This window comes from Bradyrhizobium sp. BRP23, from assembly GCF_020194135.1.
Lineage (GTDB): Bacteria > Pseudomonadota > Alphaproteobacteria > Rhizobiales > Xanthobacteraceae > Bradyrhizobium > Bradyrhizobium yuanmingense.
The window spans coordinates 468,168-485,281 of record NZ_JADYVW010000006.1; the positions used below are offsets into that span (position 1 = coordinate 468,168).

Annotated in this window: 20 protein-coding genes; 5 read left to right on the forward strand and 15 right to left on the reverse strand. The window is 64.9% G+C overall.

Translation table 11 applies throughout. The features are described from left to right. Window positions 1–10 precede the first annotated feature (10 nt). From flgH to motA, 14 genes are all read right to left on the reverse strand, one after another. On the reverse strand, window positions 11–718 hold the full coding sequence (flgH, locus tag I6F24_RS19710) for a flagellar basal body L-ring protein FlgH (RefSeq protein ID WP_036027425.1): 708 nt from the start codon (window positions 716–718) through the stop codon (window positions 11–13). Next, on the reverse strand, window positions 719–1,465 hold the full coding sequence (locus I6F24_RS19715; protein WP_036027426.1) for a MotE family protein: 747 nt from the start codon (window positions 1,463–1,465) through the stop codon (window positions 719–721). A gap of 67 nt (window positions 1,466–1,532) precedes the next feature. Continuing rightward, window positions 1,533–2,663 (reverse strand): flagellar basal body P-ring protein FlgI, encoded by a 1,131-nt coding sequence (flgI, locus tag I6F24_RS19720; RefSeq protein WP_036007006.1) that lies wholly within the window; start codon window positions 2,661–2,663, stop codon window positions 1,533–1,535. Further along, a complete protein-coding gene (gene flgA / locus I6F24_RS19725; protein WP_074447553.1) occupies window positions 2,660–3,136 on the reverse strand; it encodes a flagellar basal body P-ring formation chaperone FlgA in 477 nt (158 codons plus the stop codon). Before flgA ends, flgI begins: the two co-directional genes overlap by 4 nt. 13 nt (window positions 3,137–3,149) lie before the next feature. Continuing rightward, complete coding sequence (gene flgG, locus I6F24_RS19730; RefSeq protein WP_036006992.1) at window positions 3,150–3,938, reverse strand: flagellar basal-body rod protein FlgG; 789 nt, start codon at window positions 3,936–3,938, stop codon at window positions 3,150–3,152. Window positions 3,939–3,956: 18 nt separating this feature from the next. Further along, window positions 3,957–4,286: a flagellar hook-basal body complex protein FliE gene (locus I6F24_RS19735; RefSeq protein ID WP_036006990.1), complete on the reverse strand. Its 330-nt coding sequence runs from the start codon at window positions 4,284–4,286 to the stop codon at window positions 3,957–3,959. A gap of 2 nt (window positions 4,287–4,288) precedes the next feature. Beyond that, window positions 4,289–4,705, reverse strand: coding sequence for a flagellar basal body rod protein FlgC (gene flgC / locus I6F24_RS19740; RefSeq protein WP_036006988.1), 417 nt, complete (start codon window positions 4,703–4,705; stop codon window positions 4,289–4,291). An 11-nt stretch (window positions 4,706–4,716) separates the two neighbouring features. After that, on the reverse strand, window positions 4,717–5,118 hold the full coding sequence (flgB, locus tag I6F24_RS19745) for a flagellar basal body rod protein FlgB (protein WP_036027427.1): 402 nt from the start codon (window positions 5,116–5,118) through the stop codon (window positions 4,717–4,719). 64 nt (window positions 5,119–5,182) lie between these two features. Then, complete coding sequence (flhB, locus tag I6F24_RS19750) at window positions 5,183–6,268, reverse strand: flagellar biosynthesis protein FlhB (RefSeq protein ID WP_036027429.1); 1,086 nt, start codon at window positions 6,266–6,268, stop codon at window positions 5,183–5,185. 13 nt (window positions 6,269–6,281) lie between these two features. Beyond that, complete coding sequence (locus tag I6F24_RS19755) at window positions 6,282–7,322, reverse strand: flagellar motor switch protein FliG (protein ID WP_036027431.1); 1,041 nt, start codon at window positions 7,320–7,322, stop codon at window positions 6,282–6,284. A gap of 2 nt (window positions 7,323–7,324) precedes the next feature. Then, window positions 7,325–7,699 (reverse strand): flagellar motor switch protein FliN, encoded by a 375-nt coding sequence (gene fliN / locus I6F24_RS19760; RefSeq protein WP_036006979.1) that lies wholly within the window; start codon window positions 7,697–7,699, stop codon window positions 7,325–7,327. Between the two features lie 76 nt (window positions 7,700–7,775). Continuing rightward, window positions 7,776–8,090: a hypothetical protein gene (locus tag I6F24_RS19765; RefSeq protein WP_036006976.1), complete on the reverse strand. Its 315-nt coding sequence runs from the start codon at window positions 8,088–8,090 to the stop codon at window positions 7,776–7,778. Further along, window positions 8,071–9,012 (reverse strand): FliM/FliN family flagellar motor switch protein, encoded by a 942-nt coding sequence (locus I6F24_RS19770; protein ID WP_036006973.1) that lies wholly within the window; start codon window positions 9,010–9,012, stop codon window positions 8,071–8,073. The genes I6F24_RS19765 and I6F24_RS19770 overlap by 20 nt, the downstream gene beginning before the upstream one ends. Further along, complete coding sequence (gene motA, locus I6F24_RS19775; protein WP_036027433.1) at window positions 9,009–9,905, reverse strand: flagellar motor stator protein MotA; 897 nt, start codon at window positions 9,903–9,905, stop codon at window positions 9,009–9,011. Before motA ends, I6F24_RS19770 begins: the two co-directional genes overlap by 4 nt. Window positions 9,906–10,048: 143 nt before the next feature. Here motA and I6F24_RS19780 point away from each other — a divergent pair, with 143 nt between their 5' ends. The 5 genes from I6F24_RS19780 to I6F24_RS19800 all read left to right on the forward strand — a co-directional run bounded on the left by I6F24_RS19780 (window position 10,049) and on the right by I6F24_RS19800 (window position 16,472). Then, window positions 10,049–10,837, forward strand: a complete 789-nt coding sequence (locus tag I6F24_RS19780) for a DUF1217 domain-containing protein (protein ID WP_036027435.1) — start codon at window positions 10,049–10,051, stop codon at window positions 10,835–10,837. A 3-nt stretch (window positions 10,838–10,840) separates the two neighbouring features. Further along, window positions 10,841–11,569, forward strand: a complete 729-nt coding sequence (flgF, locus tag I6F24_RS19785; RefSeq protein WP_036027436.1) for a flagellar basal-body rod protein FlgF — start codon at window positions 10,841–10,843, stop codon at window positions 11,567–11,569. 40 nt (window positions 11,570–11,609) lie between these two features. Then, window positions 11,610–12,935 carry a flagellar protein export ATPase FliI gene (fliI, locus tag I6F24_RS19790; RefSeq protein WP_225149177.1) on the forward strand — a complete coding sequence of 442 codons (1,326 nt, stop codon included), beginning with the start codon at window positions 11,610–11,612 and terminating at the stop codon, window positions 12,933–12,935. An 814-nt stretch (window positions 12,936–13,749) separates the two neighbouring features. After that, a complete protein-coding gene (locus I6F24_RS19795) occupies window positions 13,750–14,385 on the forward strand; it encodes a MarR family transcriptional regulator (RefSeq protein WP_036006959.1) in 636 nt (211 codons plus the stop codon). 1,022 nt (window positions 14,386–15,407) lie between these two features. Continuing rightward, window positions 15,408–16,472, forward strand: a complete 1,065-nt coding sequence (locus I6F24_RS19800; RefSeq protein ID WP_036027457.1) for a 2-dehydropantoate 2-reductase N-terminal domain-containing protein — start codon at window positions 15,408–15,410, stop codon at window positions 16,470–16,472. Window positions 16,473–16,499: 27 nt separating this feature from the next. Here I6F24_RS19800 and I6F24_RS19805 read toward each other — a convergent pair whose 3' ends face one another. Continuing rightward, window positions 16,500–17,084 (reverse strand): LysE family transporter, encoded by a 585-nt coding sequence (locus tag I6F24_RS19805; protein ID WP_036027459.1) that lies wholly within the window; start codon window positions 17,082–17,084, stop codon window positions 16,500–16,502. Window positions 17,085–17,114: the final 30 nt, after the last annotated feature.

Consider the following 17,114-nt stretch of genomic DNA (forward strand, 5'->3'; position numbering starts at 1 on the left):
GGCTCGGGCCTCAGAATGGTGCCACGGCGTCATAGATCCGGTGTCCCCATCCAGGCTGCTGCACGTCCGACAGATTTCCGCGCCCGCCGTAGGACACGCGCGCCTCGGCGATCTTGTCGTAGGAGATGGTGTTGGCCCGCGAGATGTCACGCGGACGCACGATGCCGCCGACCTTGAGCACGCGCATCTCCGTGTTGACGCGAAATTCCTGCGAGCCGCTGATCATCATGTTGCCGTTGGGCAGCACGTCGGTGACGATGGCCGCTATCGAGAGCCTGATGTCCTCGGTGCGGTCGATCTGGCCGTTGCCCTTGATCTGGGTATTGGTGCTGAGATTGGCGTTGGCCGAACCCGTGTCGTTCCATCCGGCGATGTCCATCAGCCAGTCGAGACCGAACTTGACCTGCGAATCGCGCGAGCGGCCGGTCTTGTTGTCGAGCTTGGCCTTGTCCTGCATCGAGATGATCACCGTCACGACGTCGCCGGTGCGGCGGGCGCGCGGATCGCGGTAGAGATCGGTGCCGTCGTCCCAGGTCGAGCGATAGCTGACGGGCGTGCGCATGCGCGGCGTCACCGGGATCGGATCGGCCTGCATCCGCAGGCCGCTGCCGACGGGCGACATCTGCGGACCGGTCAGGACTTCGGCCGGATCATGGAAGCAACCGGCAAGAAGTACGGACGCCGCGAGCAGCGAGAGGATGAGGATCGGCTTGGTCATCTATTTGCTCTTTCCGTCGTCCACGCGACGCATGCCGCCGAGCAGGTCTGCGAGGTGCGCCGCGCGTGCCGTGTCCATCTCGTTGAAGATCGCGCTCGAACTGCGCGGGCTGAGCTTGGCGAGCACAGCGGCGGCGGTCTCGTCAGCCATGCCGGCAATCTGCGTCGCCGCAGCTTCGGGCTTCATGCGCGAATAGATCTCGACGACGCTCGCTTCGGCTTTCTTCAGGAAGTCGTCGCGCAGCGCCATCCACTTCTCGTATTCGGCGCGCTTGGCCTCGACCTCGGCGATGCGCTCGCGCAGCAGGCTCTCGGCCTTCTCGAGCTCCTTGAGCTGCCAGGCCAGCCTGGCATCGACGGCGGGATCGGCGACGTTGCTGCAGAACAGCGCGATTTCGTTGTCCGGGGGCGGCGCAGCCTGCGGCGGTGCAGGCTTCGGCGGCGCCGTGACGCTGCCAGGCTTGGCCGGACGGGCAGGCGCCGGTGTCTCCGGCACCGCACCGGTGACCGCGGGGCCCGAATCTTCGGCCGCCCATGCCGTGGCCCGGACCGACGCATTGTCGACAGGTGTCGCGGTGGCCGACGGCTGCGGCTTCTGCGGTCCGCCAGCGCGGGCGCGGGCGAAGGAGAGCAGGTTGAGCGGTTTCGACGGCTTGGCCTCGTCCAAGGCGAGCGCGGGCGAGGCGCTCGCGAGCATTGCTGCCGCGGCCAGCAGGAGGAGTTTGCCTTTGTGATCCAGCTTCAGCATCGGGCCGCGTGCGATTCTCGCTTCAGACCTGAGCATTGAGCGACCAAGCTTGCACGACGCTTGCGCATCATTGCACGATGACGTCGGCCTGGAGCGCGCCTGCCGTCTTGATCGCCTGCAGGATCGCGATGATCCCCGATGGCTTCAGGCCAATCTGGTTCAGCCCGCGCACCAAGCGCTGGAGATCGACCCCGCTCAGGATCGCCACCTGCGATCCGGCCTCGTTGGCTTCGACCACGGTCTGCGGGACGACCACCGTCTGTCCCCGCGAGAACGGCGCCGGCTGCGACACAACCGGCATCTCCGTGACGCGAACCGTCAGATTGCCGTGGGTCACGGCGACGGTGGATATCCGCACGTCGCGCCCGATCACGACCGTGCCGGTGCGCTCGTTGATCACGACCCGCGCCGGCGTATCCGGCTCGACCACCAATTCGCCAATCTCGGCGAGGAAGCGAACAGGGCCGACATGACGCGGCTTCGACAGCACGATGGTGCGGTAGTCGCGCTCGAAGGCGATCTGCGCGCGGTAGCGACCGCCGGCGTAGCGGTTGACAGCGTCGAGGATGCGCGTTGCGGTGACGAAGTCCGGGTTCTTCAGCTGTAGCACCAGGAACTCCATCTCGTGGAGACTTCCCTGCACCTCGCGTTCGACCAGCGCACCGTTCGGGATGCGCCCGGCCGTCGGCGTGCCCTGGCTGACGTTCTGCGCCTGGCCTCCGACGCTGTAGCCGGCAACCGTGATCGCGCCCTGTGCCACCGCATAGACGGCGCCGTCCGCCGCGCGCAGCGACGTCATCACCAATGTGCCGCCGAGCAGCGACGTCGCATCGCCGAGCGAGGACACGGTGACGTCCATGCGCTCGCCGGGCCCGATCGAAGGCGGCAGGTCCGCCGTCACCATCACCGCTGCGACGTTGCGCGTGCGCAGCGTGGTCGGACGCGGGGGATTGTTGGTGCTCGTGGTCTCGTTCCTGACGTTGATGCCCATGTTCTCGAGCATCGACTGCAGGGACTGTTCGGTGAACGGAGCGTTGCGCAGCGTGTCGCCGGTACCGTTGAGGCCGATGACGAGGCCGTAGCCGACGATCTGGTTCTCGCGCAAACCCTTGATGTCCGCGATGTCCTTGATGCGGACGGCGGCCTGGGCGCCGGCGGCCGACACCAGCAGCATGAGCGCAAGCAGGAGCCTGGTCATGACCCGTCCATGACCTTGACGCTGCCGTCCGGCTGGACGACGCCCCTGATGATCACGCCGGTGTCCGTATTGCGCACGGGGATCAGCGCGCCGGCCGCACCCGACTGCATGGCCGAGCCGTAAGTGACGATGGAGAGGCCGCTGTCCTCGACCACGACCTTGACCATGGCGCCGCGCGCGACGGTCCAGGGGTCCTCCACCGCGTTCGTCGGAATGGGCTGGCCCGGTAACAGCGCGCGCCGCGCCATGCGGCCGACCAGGATCTGACGCGCCTCGATGAACATGGCGACGCCGAGCAGGCTCGGCGCGAAGGCGCGCTCGGTGATCATCTCCTCGCGGATCAGCTCGCCGGCGCGGATCGAGACGGCCGGCACGGGAAGCCGCTTCTCCTCGGCCGCGGCGACCCGCGCCGTTACGAGAACCAGCAGCACGGCGGCCAACCCGCGCACGATCAGGCCCACCCTGTTCAACATCGAGACACCGGAACTAGCGCATGCCCTTCGAGACCGTCTGGGCCATTTCATCCGAGGCCTGGATGACCTTGGCATTCATTTCGTAGGCACGCTGTGCCGAGATCAACTCGGTGATTTCCTTGACCGGGTCGACGTTCGAGGCCTCGAGCCATTTCTGGTTGATCTTGCCATAGCCGGCATCGCCCGGCAGACCGACGACCGGCGTGCCGGACGCCGTGGTCTCCTTGTAGAGATTGCTGCCCAGCGGCTCGAGACCCGCTTCGTTGGCGAAGTTGGCGAGGTTGAGCTGGCCGATCTGCCGCGGATTCACTTCCGTGTCGAGCTTGGCAAACACCTGGCCGGTCTGGTTGACGGTGACCTCGACCGTCCCCTGCGGGATGGTGATCGCGGGATCCAGCAGGTAACCGTCGATCGTGACCAGCTGAGCGTTGGCGTTGACGTTGAACGAGCCCGCACGGGTGTATTGCACCTCGTTGTTGGGGCCGAGCACCTGAAACCAGCCACGTCCATTGATCGCGAGATCATAGGGATTGCCGGTCTGCGTCAGCGCGCCCTGGATGTGCAGCTTGCGGATCGCCGCGGACTTGACGCCGAGGCCGAGATTGGCACCTTCCGGAATCGGCGACGAGCCGTTGGTGTTCGCGACCCCCTGCATGCGGTCCATCTGGTAGAACAGATCGGTGAACTCCGCGCGCGCCCGTTTGTAGGAGGTCGAGTTGATGTTGGCGATGTTGTTCGCGATGACTTCGATGTTGGTCTGCTGGGCGTTCATGCCCGTGGCCGCGATGGCGAGCGATTTCACTGGTCCCACTCCTTCAGATCAAATCGACATCCGAACGACTTCCTGGTAGGCCTGGACGACCTTGTCGCGAACCGCGACCGCCGTCTGCAGGGCCTGCTCGGCCGACATCAGCGCTTCCACGACGCGGCGCGTCGATTCCTTGCCCTGCATTGCAGAGATCGATGCCGCCTCGCCCGCCTTCAGCGTCCCGATCGCATCCGACGTCACCTGCTTCATCACCGATTCGAAGCCGACGTCGTCACTGGTCTGGATCGCGGTGGTCGCCGCCGGCGAGACGGCCTGCGTCTCGGTCGCACGGCTCGCGGCTTGCCCTGCGGAAATCGCGGTGGATGAAATCGCCTCAAGCATGGTCAGCTCCTCAAGAGATCGATGGTCATGCCGAGCATGGACCTCACCTGCTTCACGACCTGGAGATTGGCCTCATAGGAGCGGTTGACCTCCCGCATGTCGGCCATCTCGATCATCATGTTCACGTTCGGCAGCTTGACGTAGCCGGCCTTGTCGGCGGCGGGATGCCCCGGATCGTACTCCACCCGGTAAGGCGTGGTGTCGACCCCGATCTCCTTGACCTTCGCGAGCTGTGCGCCCGAGGCGCGATCCATCGCCGCATCGAAGGTGATGGTCTTGCGCTGATACGGATCGGCGCCGGCGGCGCGCCCCGTCGAGGTGGCGTTCGCGAGGTTTTCCGAGACGATGCGCATGCGCGTCGACTGCGCTTCGAGCCCGGAGCTTGCGACCGTCAGCGAGGCGCTCAATGAGTCCAGCATGTCAATTCACCTCAGGCCTTTGCACTCGACAGCACCATGCGGTGAAACGACCGCACGATCGCCGCGTTCATCGAATAGTCGCGATTGACGTCGCTGCCCTTGATCATTTCCTGCTCGAGGCTGACGGAGTTGCCGGAGTGAACCACTTCCCAGCTGTCCTTCTTCGCGGTCGCCCGCGTGTCGGTCTCGGCTGCGGCCAATTGCATGTGCGAAGGCGACGTCGTCGCAAGCCTCACCGGCATGCCATCGAGCACCTTGTTGAACGGCTCGACGTCGCGCGCCCGAAAGCCCGGCGTGTTGGCGTTGGCGACGTTGGTGGCGATGGTCGACTGACGCAGCTCGAGATAGCGCGCCTGCGACGATGCGAGTTCGAAGAGAAAAAGCGGTCCCACGACGGCCCCATTCTGATCCATTCGGGACGAGCCTAGGGCGTTAAGCTTTCGTCAAGCTGTTGCGCGAAGCACCATCCTCGGAAATCTATCGAACGTTCTCGGGCCGCGGCGCCTGCTTGGATTGGAGGAAGTAGATGATCTCGGCAACGGGCCGGAAGAATTCCGCCGGAATCACCTGATCGACCTGGACTGCCTCGTAGAGCGCGCGCGCCAGCGCCTTGTTTTCGATGACGGGGATTCGGTTCTGCTCGGCAATCTCGCGGATCTTCAGCGCGATCACGTCCATGCCCTTGGCCACGACCAGCGGCGCGGCGTTTTCCTCGCGCTTGTAGCGCAGCGCGATCGCGAAGTGCGTCGGATTGGCAATCACCAGCGTCGCGCGCGAGGCCGAGGCGATCATGCGCTGGCGCGAACGGTCGCGCGCCAGCGAGCGCAGGCGCGCCTTGATCAGGGGATCGCCTTCCGCCTGCTTGTGCTCGTCCTTGATCTCCTGCTTGGTCATGCGCAGCTCGCGCCGCCAGTGGAAGCGCGCCCAGGCGAGATCGATCGCCACCAGCACGATGGTGGCGATGCAGATCGCCGAGACGATGCGCATCGCGATGTTGAGGATCATCTCCGGCAGCGCGACCGGGTCGGTGTACATGGCCTCGAACGCCCTCGCTTCGGACGCGCGCAGCACGAAGGCGACCACGGCGGTCACCGCGGCGAGCTTGAACAACGACTTGGCGAACTCGATCAGGCCCTGCGTCCCGAACAACCGCTTCCAGCCGCTGACTGGAGAGATTCGCGACATGTCAGGCTTGATCCGCTCGAGCACCAGGCGCGGCGCGTTCTGCAGCAGCGAGGCCGCGAGCCCGAACACCACCAGGATGACCACCAAGGGTACCAGGAACCGCAGCGCCTGCAGGCCGACCACGGTGAGCAGGTTCTGCGCGTCCGCACCGGTCGAGAGCGGGAAGCCCTCGGGATCGTCGAGCAGGCTCTTCAGCGTCGGCGTCAATTGCTGCACGCCCTGGCCGATCAGGAATGCCTGGATCACCATCAGCGCGGCCATCGAGGCGAAAATGGAGGCCTCCCGAGAGACCGGAATCTTGCCCTGTTCGAGCGCATCGCGGACTTTCTTCTCGGTCGGCTCTTCTGTCTTGCTCTCCTGATCGGATGTTTCTGCCATGCCCGTTCAGCGGTCAGCGGAAGACCAGCCCATCCTCCTGCTCGGGGTTGAGCTCGATTTCGCCCTTCTCCGCGAGGTCGAGTGCAAGGTCGGTGATCACACGGCGCGCCTCGAGCACGTCGCGCTGGTTCGACGGCTCGCCGATCGCGAGCTCGGCCTCGACGACGCGGCGGACGCGCGAGGCGACCGCGGACAGGATCACCTCGCGGAAATGCTTGTCGGTGCCCTTCAGTGCGACCACGATGCGGTCGGTCGGAACCTGGTCGAAGATCATGGTGCGCGCCTTCGGCGCCAGGTTGATGACGTCGTCGAAGGTGAACAACAGCTCCTTTAGCACCTCGGCCGACTTCGGACGCTTCTCCGACAGGCTCTTCAGGATGTCCTCGATGTGGCCGCGCTCCATCTTGTTGATGATGTCGGCGACGCGGGCGTAGGTGTCGGCGCCGAGGTTGCGGGCGAAATTCAGCGTCAGATCTTCGTGCAGCGTCTTCTCGAGGACCTTCATGGCGTCATCAACGATCGGCTTGAGGCTGAGCACGCGCCGCATCAACTCGTTGCGCAGACTCGACGGCAGCTGGCTCATGACCTTGGCGGCGCAGGACGGCTTGACTTTGGACAGGATGAGCGCCGCGGTCTGCGGATGCTCCTTGGACAGGTAGGTGGCCAGCGAATTTTCCGACACCGACGAGACGCGGTCCCACACAGAGCGGCTCGAATTGCCGAGTAGGTCCGTCATGATCGCCGAAACCTGATCGGCCGGAAGCACGTCGCCGAGCACCGCTTCCAGGCCACCGAGGGTGCCGAGAATGTTCGCGCCCATCGAGAACTGCTGGGCGAACTCCTCGACGATCCCCTCGAGCTCCTGCGCGGTGATCGGCCGCAGCTCCGCCGCCGCCTTGGTGACGATGCGGATCTCCTGCGGCTCGAACTGCTGAAGCACGCTCGCCGCCGCCTGCCGGCCCATGGCCAGCAGGAGCGCGGCGACCTTTTCCGTGCCGCCCAGCGTGGTAACGCCTCGCTGCTTGACGGGAGCGATGCCGACCGGTGCCGCCATGGTCAGGTATCACCCTGCCCCAGCGGTCCGACGATCTCCGTGAGTGAGACGCCGAAGCGGGAATTGTCCTCTTCGACGACGACCACCTCGCCGCGGGCGACGATGCGGCCGTTGACGACGACGTCGACGGGCTCCCCGACCCGGTGATCGAGCGGAACCACCGCGCCGCGTCCGAGCTTCATCAGGTTCGCCACCGGAATGGTCGCCGATCCCAGCACCACCTGCATGGTGACGGGAATGCGCAAGATGGCGTCGACATTGGCGAACTTGCCGGTCTCCTCGGCCGTGCGCTGGGCGATCTCGGCCAGGCGTTCCAGCGGTGACGTCTCGGTCTCAGCCGATGCAGGTGCAGACTCGTAGTCGAATGATTGCGCCATATGGTATCGCCTCTTGGTACTTCCGCTGCCGGAGCGCCGTGGCGTTCCGGCCGTATTGCTCTGCCGGTGCCGGCATTCAGTGCTTGTTCAGCTCGGCGGTCGCGGCCGTCGCCGCGGGTGCGAGCCCGCTGCGCGCATCGAGCGCTGCGATCGCCTCGTGAGCCTGGTCGATCTTCGTGCTCAGCACGTTGGCGAGGCGTCCGAGATTCGCCGTGGAATCGTGCGCCGCGGTGATGACCGTGTCGAAGGCACCCGCGGTCTCGTGCATGATGGTTGAGAATTCGCCCTGATAGCTGCGCAGCCGCGCCAGCTCGCGATGCATCCTGGTCACCCGCAGGCTGGTGAAGGCGAGCGCAACCAGCAGCACGATATCAACGAGATAGGATATCATCGACGAACTCCCGCTTCTGATCGACGGGATCTGCCACCTGCATGGCGTAATAGCCGTCGAGCTGGCCGATCTGACACCAGAACAACACCTGATTGTTGCTTTCGAGACGGGCCAGCGTGCGCGGCGTGGCCTCGAGCTCGAGCACCTGCCCGACCTCGAACTTCACGACGTCGCCGAGCGTCACCATCTTCTCGTCGAGGACGGCGCTGAGGGTCACCTCGGTCCGCTGCACCTCGCTTTCCATCTGTTCGCGCCAGCGTGGGTCGGCGGCGCGACCGTCGCTGACGACCACGTGAGCGAGCTTCTGACGCAGCGGGTTGAGCGCGGAGTGCGGAATGATCAGGAACATCTGACCGCCGCGGTAGAGTGCCTGCACCATCATGTTCGCGCAGATCGACATGTTGCTGGCGCGTCCGATCGCCAGCGACGCCATCGCGGTCTCGACACGCTCGACGCGGAAGGTGACGTTGGACGTTCCGGCGAAGGCGCCTTGCAGCGCCTTGGCGAACCGCTCGAACAGCGCCTGGACCAGCCGTATCTCAATGTTCGAGAACGTCCGTTCGACGTCAAGCGGCGGTTCCGCTCCGTCAGAGCCGAACATCGCCTCGACCATCGTGAATACGAAGTCGCGGTCGAGCATGATAATGACGCGCGAATCCCACTGCTCGGCATAGAGCACGGCCGCGACCGCGTTGCCCTCGTAGTCCTTGATGATGTCGCCGAGCGGATCGTTGGTGATGCCGTTGACCGAGAAATAGCAGGGCGTTCCGGCCATCGGCTGCAGGCTGTCGGTGCACGATGCCGCCATGCGATCGAAGATCACATTGAGCATCGGCATACGCTCGATCGATATGCCGGCAGCGTCCAGCAGGTAGTTCGGCAGCTGCTTGCGCTGGTCGACTTCGGCGTCTTCCATCATCATGCGCGCGCCGCCTTGGGTTCAGCGTCGGCAGCGACGGGCTTGGGACCTGCGATCGTCTCGTTTTCGACGACGTCGATCGAGGGACGCTCGCTGCTGGAGATCATCTTGCGGCCGTGCTCGACGGCGATCTGCGGCATGGCACCGTTCATGAATGCCAGCAGCGTCTGCTTGACGATGATGTAGGGCCGACACTTCTTCTCGCGCGTCATCTTGATCTTGATCGCGAAGGGCGAAAGCACGCCATAGGACAGGAAGATGCCTGCGAAGGTGCCTACCAGGGCTGCACCGATAAAGCCGCCCAATAGCTTCGGAGACTGGTCGAGCGCGCCCATCGCCTTGATGACGCCAAGCACGGCGGCGACGATGCCGAGCGCCGGCAGCGCCTCGGACACCGTCACCAGCGCATGATAGGGCGCCAGCTTGCCTTTCACGATGGTATGGATCTCCTCGTCCATCAGTGCCTCGATCTCGTGCGTGCGCGCATTGCCCATGATGATGAGACGGACATAGTCGCAGATGAACTGGAGCAGCGAGGGATCTCCGAGCACGCTCGGGAACGCCTTGAAGATCTCGGAGTTCGAGGGGTCGTCGATATGCGCCTCGACTTCGTTGCGCCCCTTGCCCCGCAGCTCGCGCATCAGAGCGTGGAGCGCGCCGAGCAAGTCAAGGTAGTAGCGCTGGCCGGGCACCGCGCCGGTGATGGCCTGCATGCAGGCGACGCCCGTGTCCACCACCGTCTTCCATGGATTGGCCACGATGAAGGTGCCGACCGCGGTTCCCATGATGATCACGAACTCCCACGGCTGCATGAGCACGGCCAGGTGCCCGCCCATGGCGGCAAAGCCGCCGAGCAGCGCCGCTACCGTGATGAAAATCCCCACGAAACTGCCCAACGCGCCGCTCCATCGCCGATCCCACCTGGAATACCTAGTCGGCGACGCTTGCGCGAAGCTGGCTTCGAGGTCGACAGCCCCGCGCAAGCAATTGGCGGCAGCTTGAAGCGGGGTCGCGACCTGCGGCCAGAGGGGCGCGTGTCATGCTATCCACCATCGCGGACTACACCAGGCTGACCAAGGACATGGGCAAGTCGCTGACGCAGGTCGCGAAGCAGCCGGACGTCAGCCGCGACACCGACTATTTCCTCGGCCATATCGGCAAAGTGAAGACCATCGACGATTTCCTGAAGGACTATCGTCTCTATTCCTATGCGATGAAGGCCTATGGCCTCAGCGACATGACCTACGCCAAGGCGTTCATGCGCAAGGTGCTGACCGAGGGTGTCGCGAGCAAGGACGCCTTCGCCAACAAGCTGACCGACACCCGCTACCGGCAATTCGCGACCGCCTTCAATTTCGCCGCACTCGGCGACAAGGCGACCCAGACCGCCGCGGCCACGACCGGCACCGCGACCCAGTACGTCACGCAGACGATGGAGGAGAAGGCCGGCGATCAGAACGAAGGCCTGCGTTTGGCGCTGTATTTCACCCGCAAGGCTTCCACGATCACGACCGCCTACCAGATCCTGGCCGACAAGGCGCTGACGCAGGTGGTGCAGACCGCGCTCGGCCTGCCGTCGACGATCAGCGCGGCGAACATCGACGCCCAGGCCAAGATGATCGCGGACAAGATCAAGCTCACCGACTTCCAGGATCCCGCCAAGGTGACCAAGTTCGTGCAGCGCTTTGCGGCGATGTGGGATGCGACCCAGGCCCGGAACGACAGCTCGACCAATCCCGCGCTGGTCCTGATCGCCGGCGCCGCGACGTCGGTCAGCATGGATACCAACGTGCTCACGACGCTTCAGAACATCAAGTTCAACAGGTAAGTCATGCAATCGGCTCTCTATGTGGGATTGTCGGCGCAGGTCGCCCTCGAAAAGCGCCTCCAGACGATCGCCAACAACGTCGCCAACGTCAACACGGCCGCGTTCCGCACCGACGTGGTGAAGTTCGAGACCGTGCTGTCCAAGGCGGGGCCGACGCCGGTGGCGTTCTCCTCGCCCGGCGACAACATCATCTCGCGCGAGATGGGCAACATTACCGAGAGCGGCAACCCGCTCGACGTCGCCGTGGTCGGCCAGGGCTGGATCGCCTTCGCCGGTCCGAACGGCACGGTCTACACGCGCGACGGCCGGCTCCAGATCGCCCCCAACGGCGATCTTCAGACCGTGAGCGGCTTTCCGATCGTCGATTCCGGCGGCGCGCAGATCACGCTCGACCCGAACGGCGGACCGATCTCGATCGCGCGCAGCGGCGCAATCATCCAGGACAACAACGAGATCGGCACCATCGGCCTGTTCAGCATTCCGGCCGACGCCAATCTCGAACGCTACGGCAATTCCGGCGTGACGCCCGACCGGCCTGCGACCGCCATCGCGGACTTCTCCCGGGACGGCTTCAAGCAGGGCTATGTCGAAGGCTCCGGCGCCAATCCGATGCTCGAACTGACGCGGCTGATCTCGGCCTCGCGCGCTTTCGATGGCACCAACTCGATGATCGAGGGCACCGAGAGCTCGCTGCAGAACGCGATCCGGACCCTCGGCGAACCCGGCAAGTAGATTGCGCGCCAAGCGCGCAGGATGAGGTTGGACGGTTTCCTTGAACGCTCTTCGGCAACTCGAGTGGGCGCTGCTGGAGCTTCGGCAGAGCACTCCCCTGGCAAGCGTCAGTGGCGCGATCTCCGAGATCGCGCCGACGCATTTCCGCGTCTCCGGCCTGTCGCGCTTCGTCAGGCTCGGCGAGCTCATCGGCGTCGATTGCGGCGGTAAGCGCCAGATCGGCGAGGTGGTGCGGATCGACAGCGACGGCATCATCGCCAAGCCGTTCGACCGGCAATTTGGCGGCGGGCTCGGCTCGGCGGCCTACCGGATGCCGCCGCTGTCCTTCGCGCCCGATCCGAGCTGGAAGGGCCGCGTCATCAACGCCCTCGGCGCGCCGCTGGACGGACAGGGGCCGCTCACGCAAGGGTCGCAGGCGGTCTCGACGGAGGCGGAGGCGCCGTCGGCCATGAAGCGTGCGCGCGTGCACAAGCCGCTGCGCACCGGCGTACGCGTCATCGACCTGTTCGCGCCGGTCTGCGCCGGCCAGCGCGTCGGCATCTTTGCCGGATCGGGCGTCGGCAAATCGACGCTGCTCGCGATGCTCGCCCGCAGCCAGGGCTTCGATACGGTCGTGCTGGCCCTGGTCGGCGAGCGCGGCCGCGAGGTGCGCGAGTTCATCGAGGACGTGCTGGGCAACGACCGTCATCGCGCTGTCACAATCGTCTCGACGGGCGACGAAAGCCCGATGATGCGGCGACTGGCGCCGAAGACGGCGATGGCGGTGGCCGAATATTTCCGCGACCGCGGCGAATCGGTCCTGCTGATGGTGGATTCGATCACCCGTTTTGCCCACGCCGCCCGCGAGGTCGCGCTCGCCGCCGGCGAGCCCGCGGTGGCGCGCGGCTACGCGCCGACGGTCTTCACCGATCTGCCGCGCCTGCTCGAGCGCGCCGGTCCGGGCGAGGAGGGATCCGGCACCATCACCGGGATCTTCTCCGTGCTGGTCGACGGCGACGATCACAACGAGCCGATCGCCGACACCATCCGCGGCACGCTCGATGGGCACATCGTGCTCTCAAGGCACATCGCCGACCAGGCGCGCTATCCGGCCGTCGATGTTCTGGCCTCGGTCTCCCGCCTCGCCCACAACGTCTGGGACCCCGAGGAGCGCGAATTGGTGAGCAAGCTGCGCGCCATGATCGCGAAATACGAGGACACGCGCGACCTTCGCCTGATGGGCGGTTATCAGCCCGGACGTGATTCGGGCCTCGACCAGGCGGTCGAGATGGTTCCGCGAATCTACAACGCGATGCGACAGGGCGCGTCGGCCCCGCCGAGCGCCGATCCTTTCCGCGAGCTTCGGGACATGCTCAAGGGCGACTGACGGGTGGAGAGGGTGAGGCGCCTGCCGTCCGCCCGGCCCGTGGTTTTCGACAAGAGATTGCGCATGTCGCTACGCTTCCAGCGCATGCGCGTGCACACAGGCTCACCGATTTTCGTCGTGAGCGAATTCGCCGCTCGGGTGTGCACGAGCTGGCAAGCGCTGTGCAAGCAATCGAAGAGTCTATTCTGCAAACACGACGGGAACAACCGCCGCGTGCAATTCCAATGAGTTCCCTCGACGATTCCGCGGCAGAACGCACAAGTTGTGGATGACGTGCCGCCAAACGTCATCGTGATGCACAAGCTTCGATCAGTTTGCATCAATGCAAGACAACAACGCGCGTGCAATCAAACTCTCACAATATCGAGTGCATATTACTCGCCGCGCCATGTATTGCGTTCACCATCATGTGTCCCGAACAACGAGATTGCCCTTGAACGTTACATTCGCCTGCGACGACATCCAGCCTGTGAGAGGGTCTCTACTTGATTTTGTTGAGAAGCTCATCCATCGTTTTGGTTGAGTATAAGAAACGTCTGCTTGTGACTTGAACTTTGGGGGCTTCGGTTGAGCTACTCCGATCCACCGTTTGCCGGCGACGGCAACCCGAGCTCCCGCGCGACGACCACGCCGTTGGCATGCCATCAGCGATACGGCTTCTCGCTGCGGACGATGCGACGCTCATCGGCCGAGGTCGGGCGCGGTGCGATCCGCGCCATTGTGCGAGAGTTCGACAGGGCATGCTCGTCTGACACTCAGGGCGCAAAGCGGCTTCGGGACGCCGCAGACGAAGTTCCGGGGACGAGGTAGATTCATGCCATTGGCGCGGGAAGCCGTCGAGCTGCTGGTTCAGGCGGCGCGGGCTTGGTATTTCGAAGGCAATCAGCATGGATTGCGCGATCGGGAATGGATGGCGCTGCGCTTTCTGGGGCGCGCCAACAGGTTTTCGCGCACGCCGTCCGCACTGGCCGGCTTCATCGGCGCCACACGCGCGACGGCGTCGCAGATCGTGAAGACTCTGGAGAGCAAGTCGTTCCTGGTGCGAAAGCCGTCGCATGAGGACAAGCGTTCCGTCGTCCTGCACGTCACGCCGCAGGGCGAGAAATGCCTGAGCCAGCACGACCCGATCAATCACGTGGTCAACGCGGTGACGTCGCTCGGGACCGAGGAGTGCATCAGGCTGCGCGACTCTCTCCGCGAGATCCTCAATCACCTCGATGCTGCCCATCAGCGGCTCGAAGCGAGCATCTGCCGGGACTGCATGTTTCTCGCAGAGCGCGGGCCGGGCACCGGCAAGGGGCGTGGAAACGCCGAATTCATGTGCCGGCTCTATCGTGCTCCGATCTCGCTCGAGGAGACCGAGCTGCTCTGCACCAGCTTCGAGCGCACGCGTGACCGCCCCAAGATCGAGCAGCATCTCGACCGCGAGCGCATGGCGAGCCAGGGCTGAGGCCGCCAAGAAGCGGCGCTCCATCAACGTCATTGCGAGCGAAGCGAAGCAATGACGGAGTATGAGGCGATAGCTCGCTCTCCGAGTGACGGCTGTCATTCCCCGCGAAGGCGGGGAATCCAGTACGCCGCGGCCTCTGCATTGAACAACTGTCGTCTCGGAGTACTGGATCGCCCGGTCAAGCCGGGCGATGACAGCGAGTGTGTGGTCGCAGACGTGCATATTCATTCTCGCGACTGATTTCGCCCGAGCTTTGCTTCGTCTCGCCGCCCTCATCGGCAAGAGGGCGCAGGGAAGACCGGGTGCTGACATCGCACCCGCGGTCCGCTGCGCAAAACGCACACGCAGAAAACCGCACAGCAGCATACAGGTGGTGCCAATCACTCGGCCTTCCCTGCGCGATGGTCGGACGGCTTATGCCGTGCTCTCCCGGGAGCCGAGTTCCTTCTGGCCTCCCTCACCCTCGCAAAAGTCACCGGCACCGCGCCGGTTGACGCCAATGCCGCATTCGCGAGAGCTTGACCGTAGCAACGACGGCCAGGACCACACGGTTTTGCCGTACGCACGGCCCGCCATTTCGCCCGCAGTATTCCCTGACACCGTCGACAGAGCCGGAAACTTACAGACGAGACGAAACCTAGCAGCGCCGTTCGTCCGCGCGCGGCCGCGAGCTCACCGGGGACTACCCTTCCTGCCCGCACCTTTCGCGCCCGACGCTGCCGCGTCCACCGCAAGCCCGGCTCGCGACAATGACGACCTCATGATCGCCCCTCGAATTGAGCCGGGATGACCGACACATACGACAAATCCGAATTTCGGTAAGGAAGAATATCTTTGCTTCACTGGGTTGACACGAGACCGAAACAGGCCGCCAGGCTGGCCCTCGAACCCGCGGGGACCAGACGCACCCTTGTATGCATTATCCCAGTTGCCATTCCCATGCGCTTCGCTTTACATGCCCTCAACTGCCCCGCGGAACGGCCGGGGCCGGAAAAATCACACAGATTTCCAGGGGACGGAGCATGGCGCACAACATATTGATTCTTGGGGCTTCTTACGGCTCCCTGCTGGGCACGAAGCTGCTGATGGCCGGGCATAACGTGACCCTGGTCTGCCGCGCAAAGACTGCGGAGCTGATCAACCGCGACGGTACCGAGGTGCGCATTAAGCTACGCGACGAGGCGGTGCACCGGGCGATCTTCTCCCGCAACCTCCCTGGCAAGCTCGACGCGGTGACGCCGGCCAATGTCGACCTCTCCCGCTACGATCTGGTCGGCCTCGCGATGCAGGAGCCGCAATACACCAACCACACGGTGCGCGTCCTCATGGTCAAGATTGCCGCGGCGAAGCTGCCGTGCCTGTCGATCATGAACATGCCGCCCCTGCCCTACCTGAAGCGGATTCCGGCACTCGCCGACATGGATCTCGAGGAGGCCTACACCAATGCGCAGGTGTGGGAGCGGTTTGAGCCCGGGCTGGTGACGCTGTGCTCGCCCGACCCGCAGGCCTTCCGGCCGCCGGAAGAGGCCGCCAACGTGCTGCATGTCGGCCTGCCCACCAACTTCAAGGCGTCGGTCTTCGCCGACGAGAAGCACAACAAGCTGCTGCGCGAGCTGGAGGCCGACATCGACGCGGTGACGCTCGACGGCCACGACGTGCCGGTGAAGCTGAAAGTTTTCGATTCCCTGTTCGTGCCGCTGGCGAAATGGTCGATGCTGCTGACCGGCAATTACCGCTGCATCACGCCGAACGAGCCGCAGTCGATCCGCGACGCCGTGCACGGCGATCTCAATCGTTCGCAGACGATCTACGACCATGTCGATGCGATCGCCCGCCGCCTCGGCGCCGATCCGCAGGACCAGGTGCCGTTCGCGAAGTACGCCAAGGCCGCGGAGAGCCTGCTCAAGCCGTCATCGGCGGCGCGCGCGGTCGCGAGCGGTGCGCCCTTCATCGAACGCGTCGACCTGCTGGTGAAGCTGATCTCGCATCAGCTCGGCGTGCCCAACGCCGAGATCGACCGCACCGTCGACACCGTGGACCAGAAGCTGAGCGAGAAGATCGTGCAGGGCGGCTCCGGCGCGCAGTAGCGCGGCGCGCCCTGGCAACGCCGGCGCTCAGGCAACCAGGAAGGATTGCAGCCAGATCAGCCCGGTCACCGCGACCAGCGTAACCGCGCCGGTGCGCGTGACGAGGTCAGGGCGCCCGAGGCGACGGGCGCCGCGGCCGAGCGTTGCGCCGAGAATGATCCACGCGGCGCCGGCGGTGAGAATCTGCAGCACGATCACGCCGAGCCACGGCAGCAGTTCGAGCGGCCCGGCCCCAAGCGGCAGCAGCAGGAACGCGAAGACCAGTGCTTTCGGGTTGAGCAGCGTCGTCAGCAGCACCTGGCCGAACGTCACCGCAGCGCCGTCGCGCAGCTCGCGCGTATTGACGCGCCAGAGCATGACCGCGAGGCACAGGATGTAGATGGTCACGGCGACGCGGAGCAGCAGCGCCGCAATCGGGATGTCGCTGATGACCGGACCGAGCGCCAGCCGCAGCACCGCGATCGCCAGCAGATAGCCGCACAGTTCCGCCGCAAGCAGATGAAGGGAGCGCGAGATGCCCGCTCCGGCCCCCGATGTCGCCAGCAGGGTGTTGGTCGGCCCCGGCACCGCCAGCAGGAAATAGGTCGCCGTGAAGAAGGTCAGAAAGGTCATACGGCCGGATAGCAGGTCTCGGGCCCGTCG

Coding starts and splice junctions, on each gene's coding strand:
- I6F24_RS19735 (WP_036006990.1), bottom strand. CDS start 4,286: ATGCTTGAGGCGATTTCATCCACCGCGATTTCCGCAGGGCAAGCCGCG.
- I6F24_RS19780 (WP_036027435.1), top strand. CDS start 10,049: ATGCTATCCACCATCGCGGACTACACCAGGCTGACCAAGGACATGGGC.
- flgC (WP_036006988.1), bottom strand. CDS start 4,705: ATGCTGGACTCATTGAGCGCCTCGCTGACGGTCGCAAGCTCCGGGCTC.
- I6F24_RS19795 (WP_036006959.1), top strand. CDS start 13,750: ATGCCATTGGCGCGGGAAGCCGTCGAGCTGCTGGTTCAGGCGGCGCGG.
- I6F24_RS19800 (WP_036027457.1), top strand. CDS start 15,408: ATGGCGCACAACATATTGATTCTTGGGGCTTCTTACGGCTCCCTGCTG.
- I6F24_RS19715 (WP_036027426.1), bottom strand. CDS start 1,465: ATGCTGAAGCTGGATCACAAAGGCAAACTCCTCCTGCTGGCCGCGGCA.
- flgH (WP_036027425.1), bottom strand. CDS start 718: ATGACCAAGCCGATCCTCATCCTCTCGCTGCTCGCGGCGTCCGTACTT.
- I6F24_RS19770 (WP_036006973.1), bottom strand. CDS start 9,012: ATGATGATGGAAGACGCCGAAGTCGACCAGCGCAAGCAGCTGCCGAAC.
- I6F24_RS19755 (WP_036027431.1), bottom strand. CDS start 7,322: ATGGCGGCACCGGTCGGCATCGCTCCCGTCAAGCAGCGAGGCGTTACC.
- flgA (WP_074447553.1), bottom strand. CDS start 3,136: ATGTTGAACAGGGTGGGCCTGATCGTGCGCGGGTTGGCCGCCGTGCTG.
- I6F24_RS19765 (WP_036006976.1), bottom strand. CDS start 8,090: ATGATATCCTATCTCGTTGATATCGTGCTGCTGGTTGCGCTCGCCTTC.
- flhB (WP_036027429.1), bottom strand. CDS start 6,268: ATGGCAGAAACATCCGATCAGGAGAGCAAGACAGAAGAGCCGACCGAG.
- flgB (WP_036027427.1), bottom strand. CDS start 5,118: ATGGATCAGAATGGGGCCGTCGTGGGACCGCTTTTTCTCTTCGAACTC.
- flgI (WP_036007006.1), bottom strand. CDS start 2,663: ATGACCAGGCTCCTGCTTGCGCTCATGCTGCTGGTGTCGGCCGCCGGC.
- I6F24_RS19805 (WP_036027459.1), bottom strand. CDS start 17,084: ATGACCTTTCTGACCTTCTTCACGGCGACCTATTTCCTGCTGGCGGTG.
- flgF (WP_036027436.1), top strand. CDS start 10,841: ATGCAATCGGCTCTCTATGTGGGATTGTCGGCGCAGGTCGCCCTCGAA.
- fliN (WP_036006979.1), bottom strand. CDS start 7,699: ATGGCGCAATCATTCGACTACGAGTCTGCACCTGCATCGGCTGAGACC.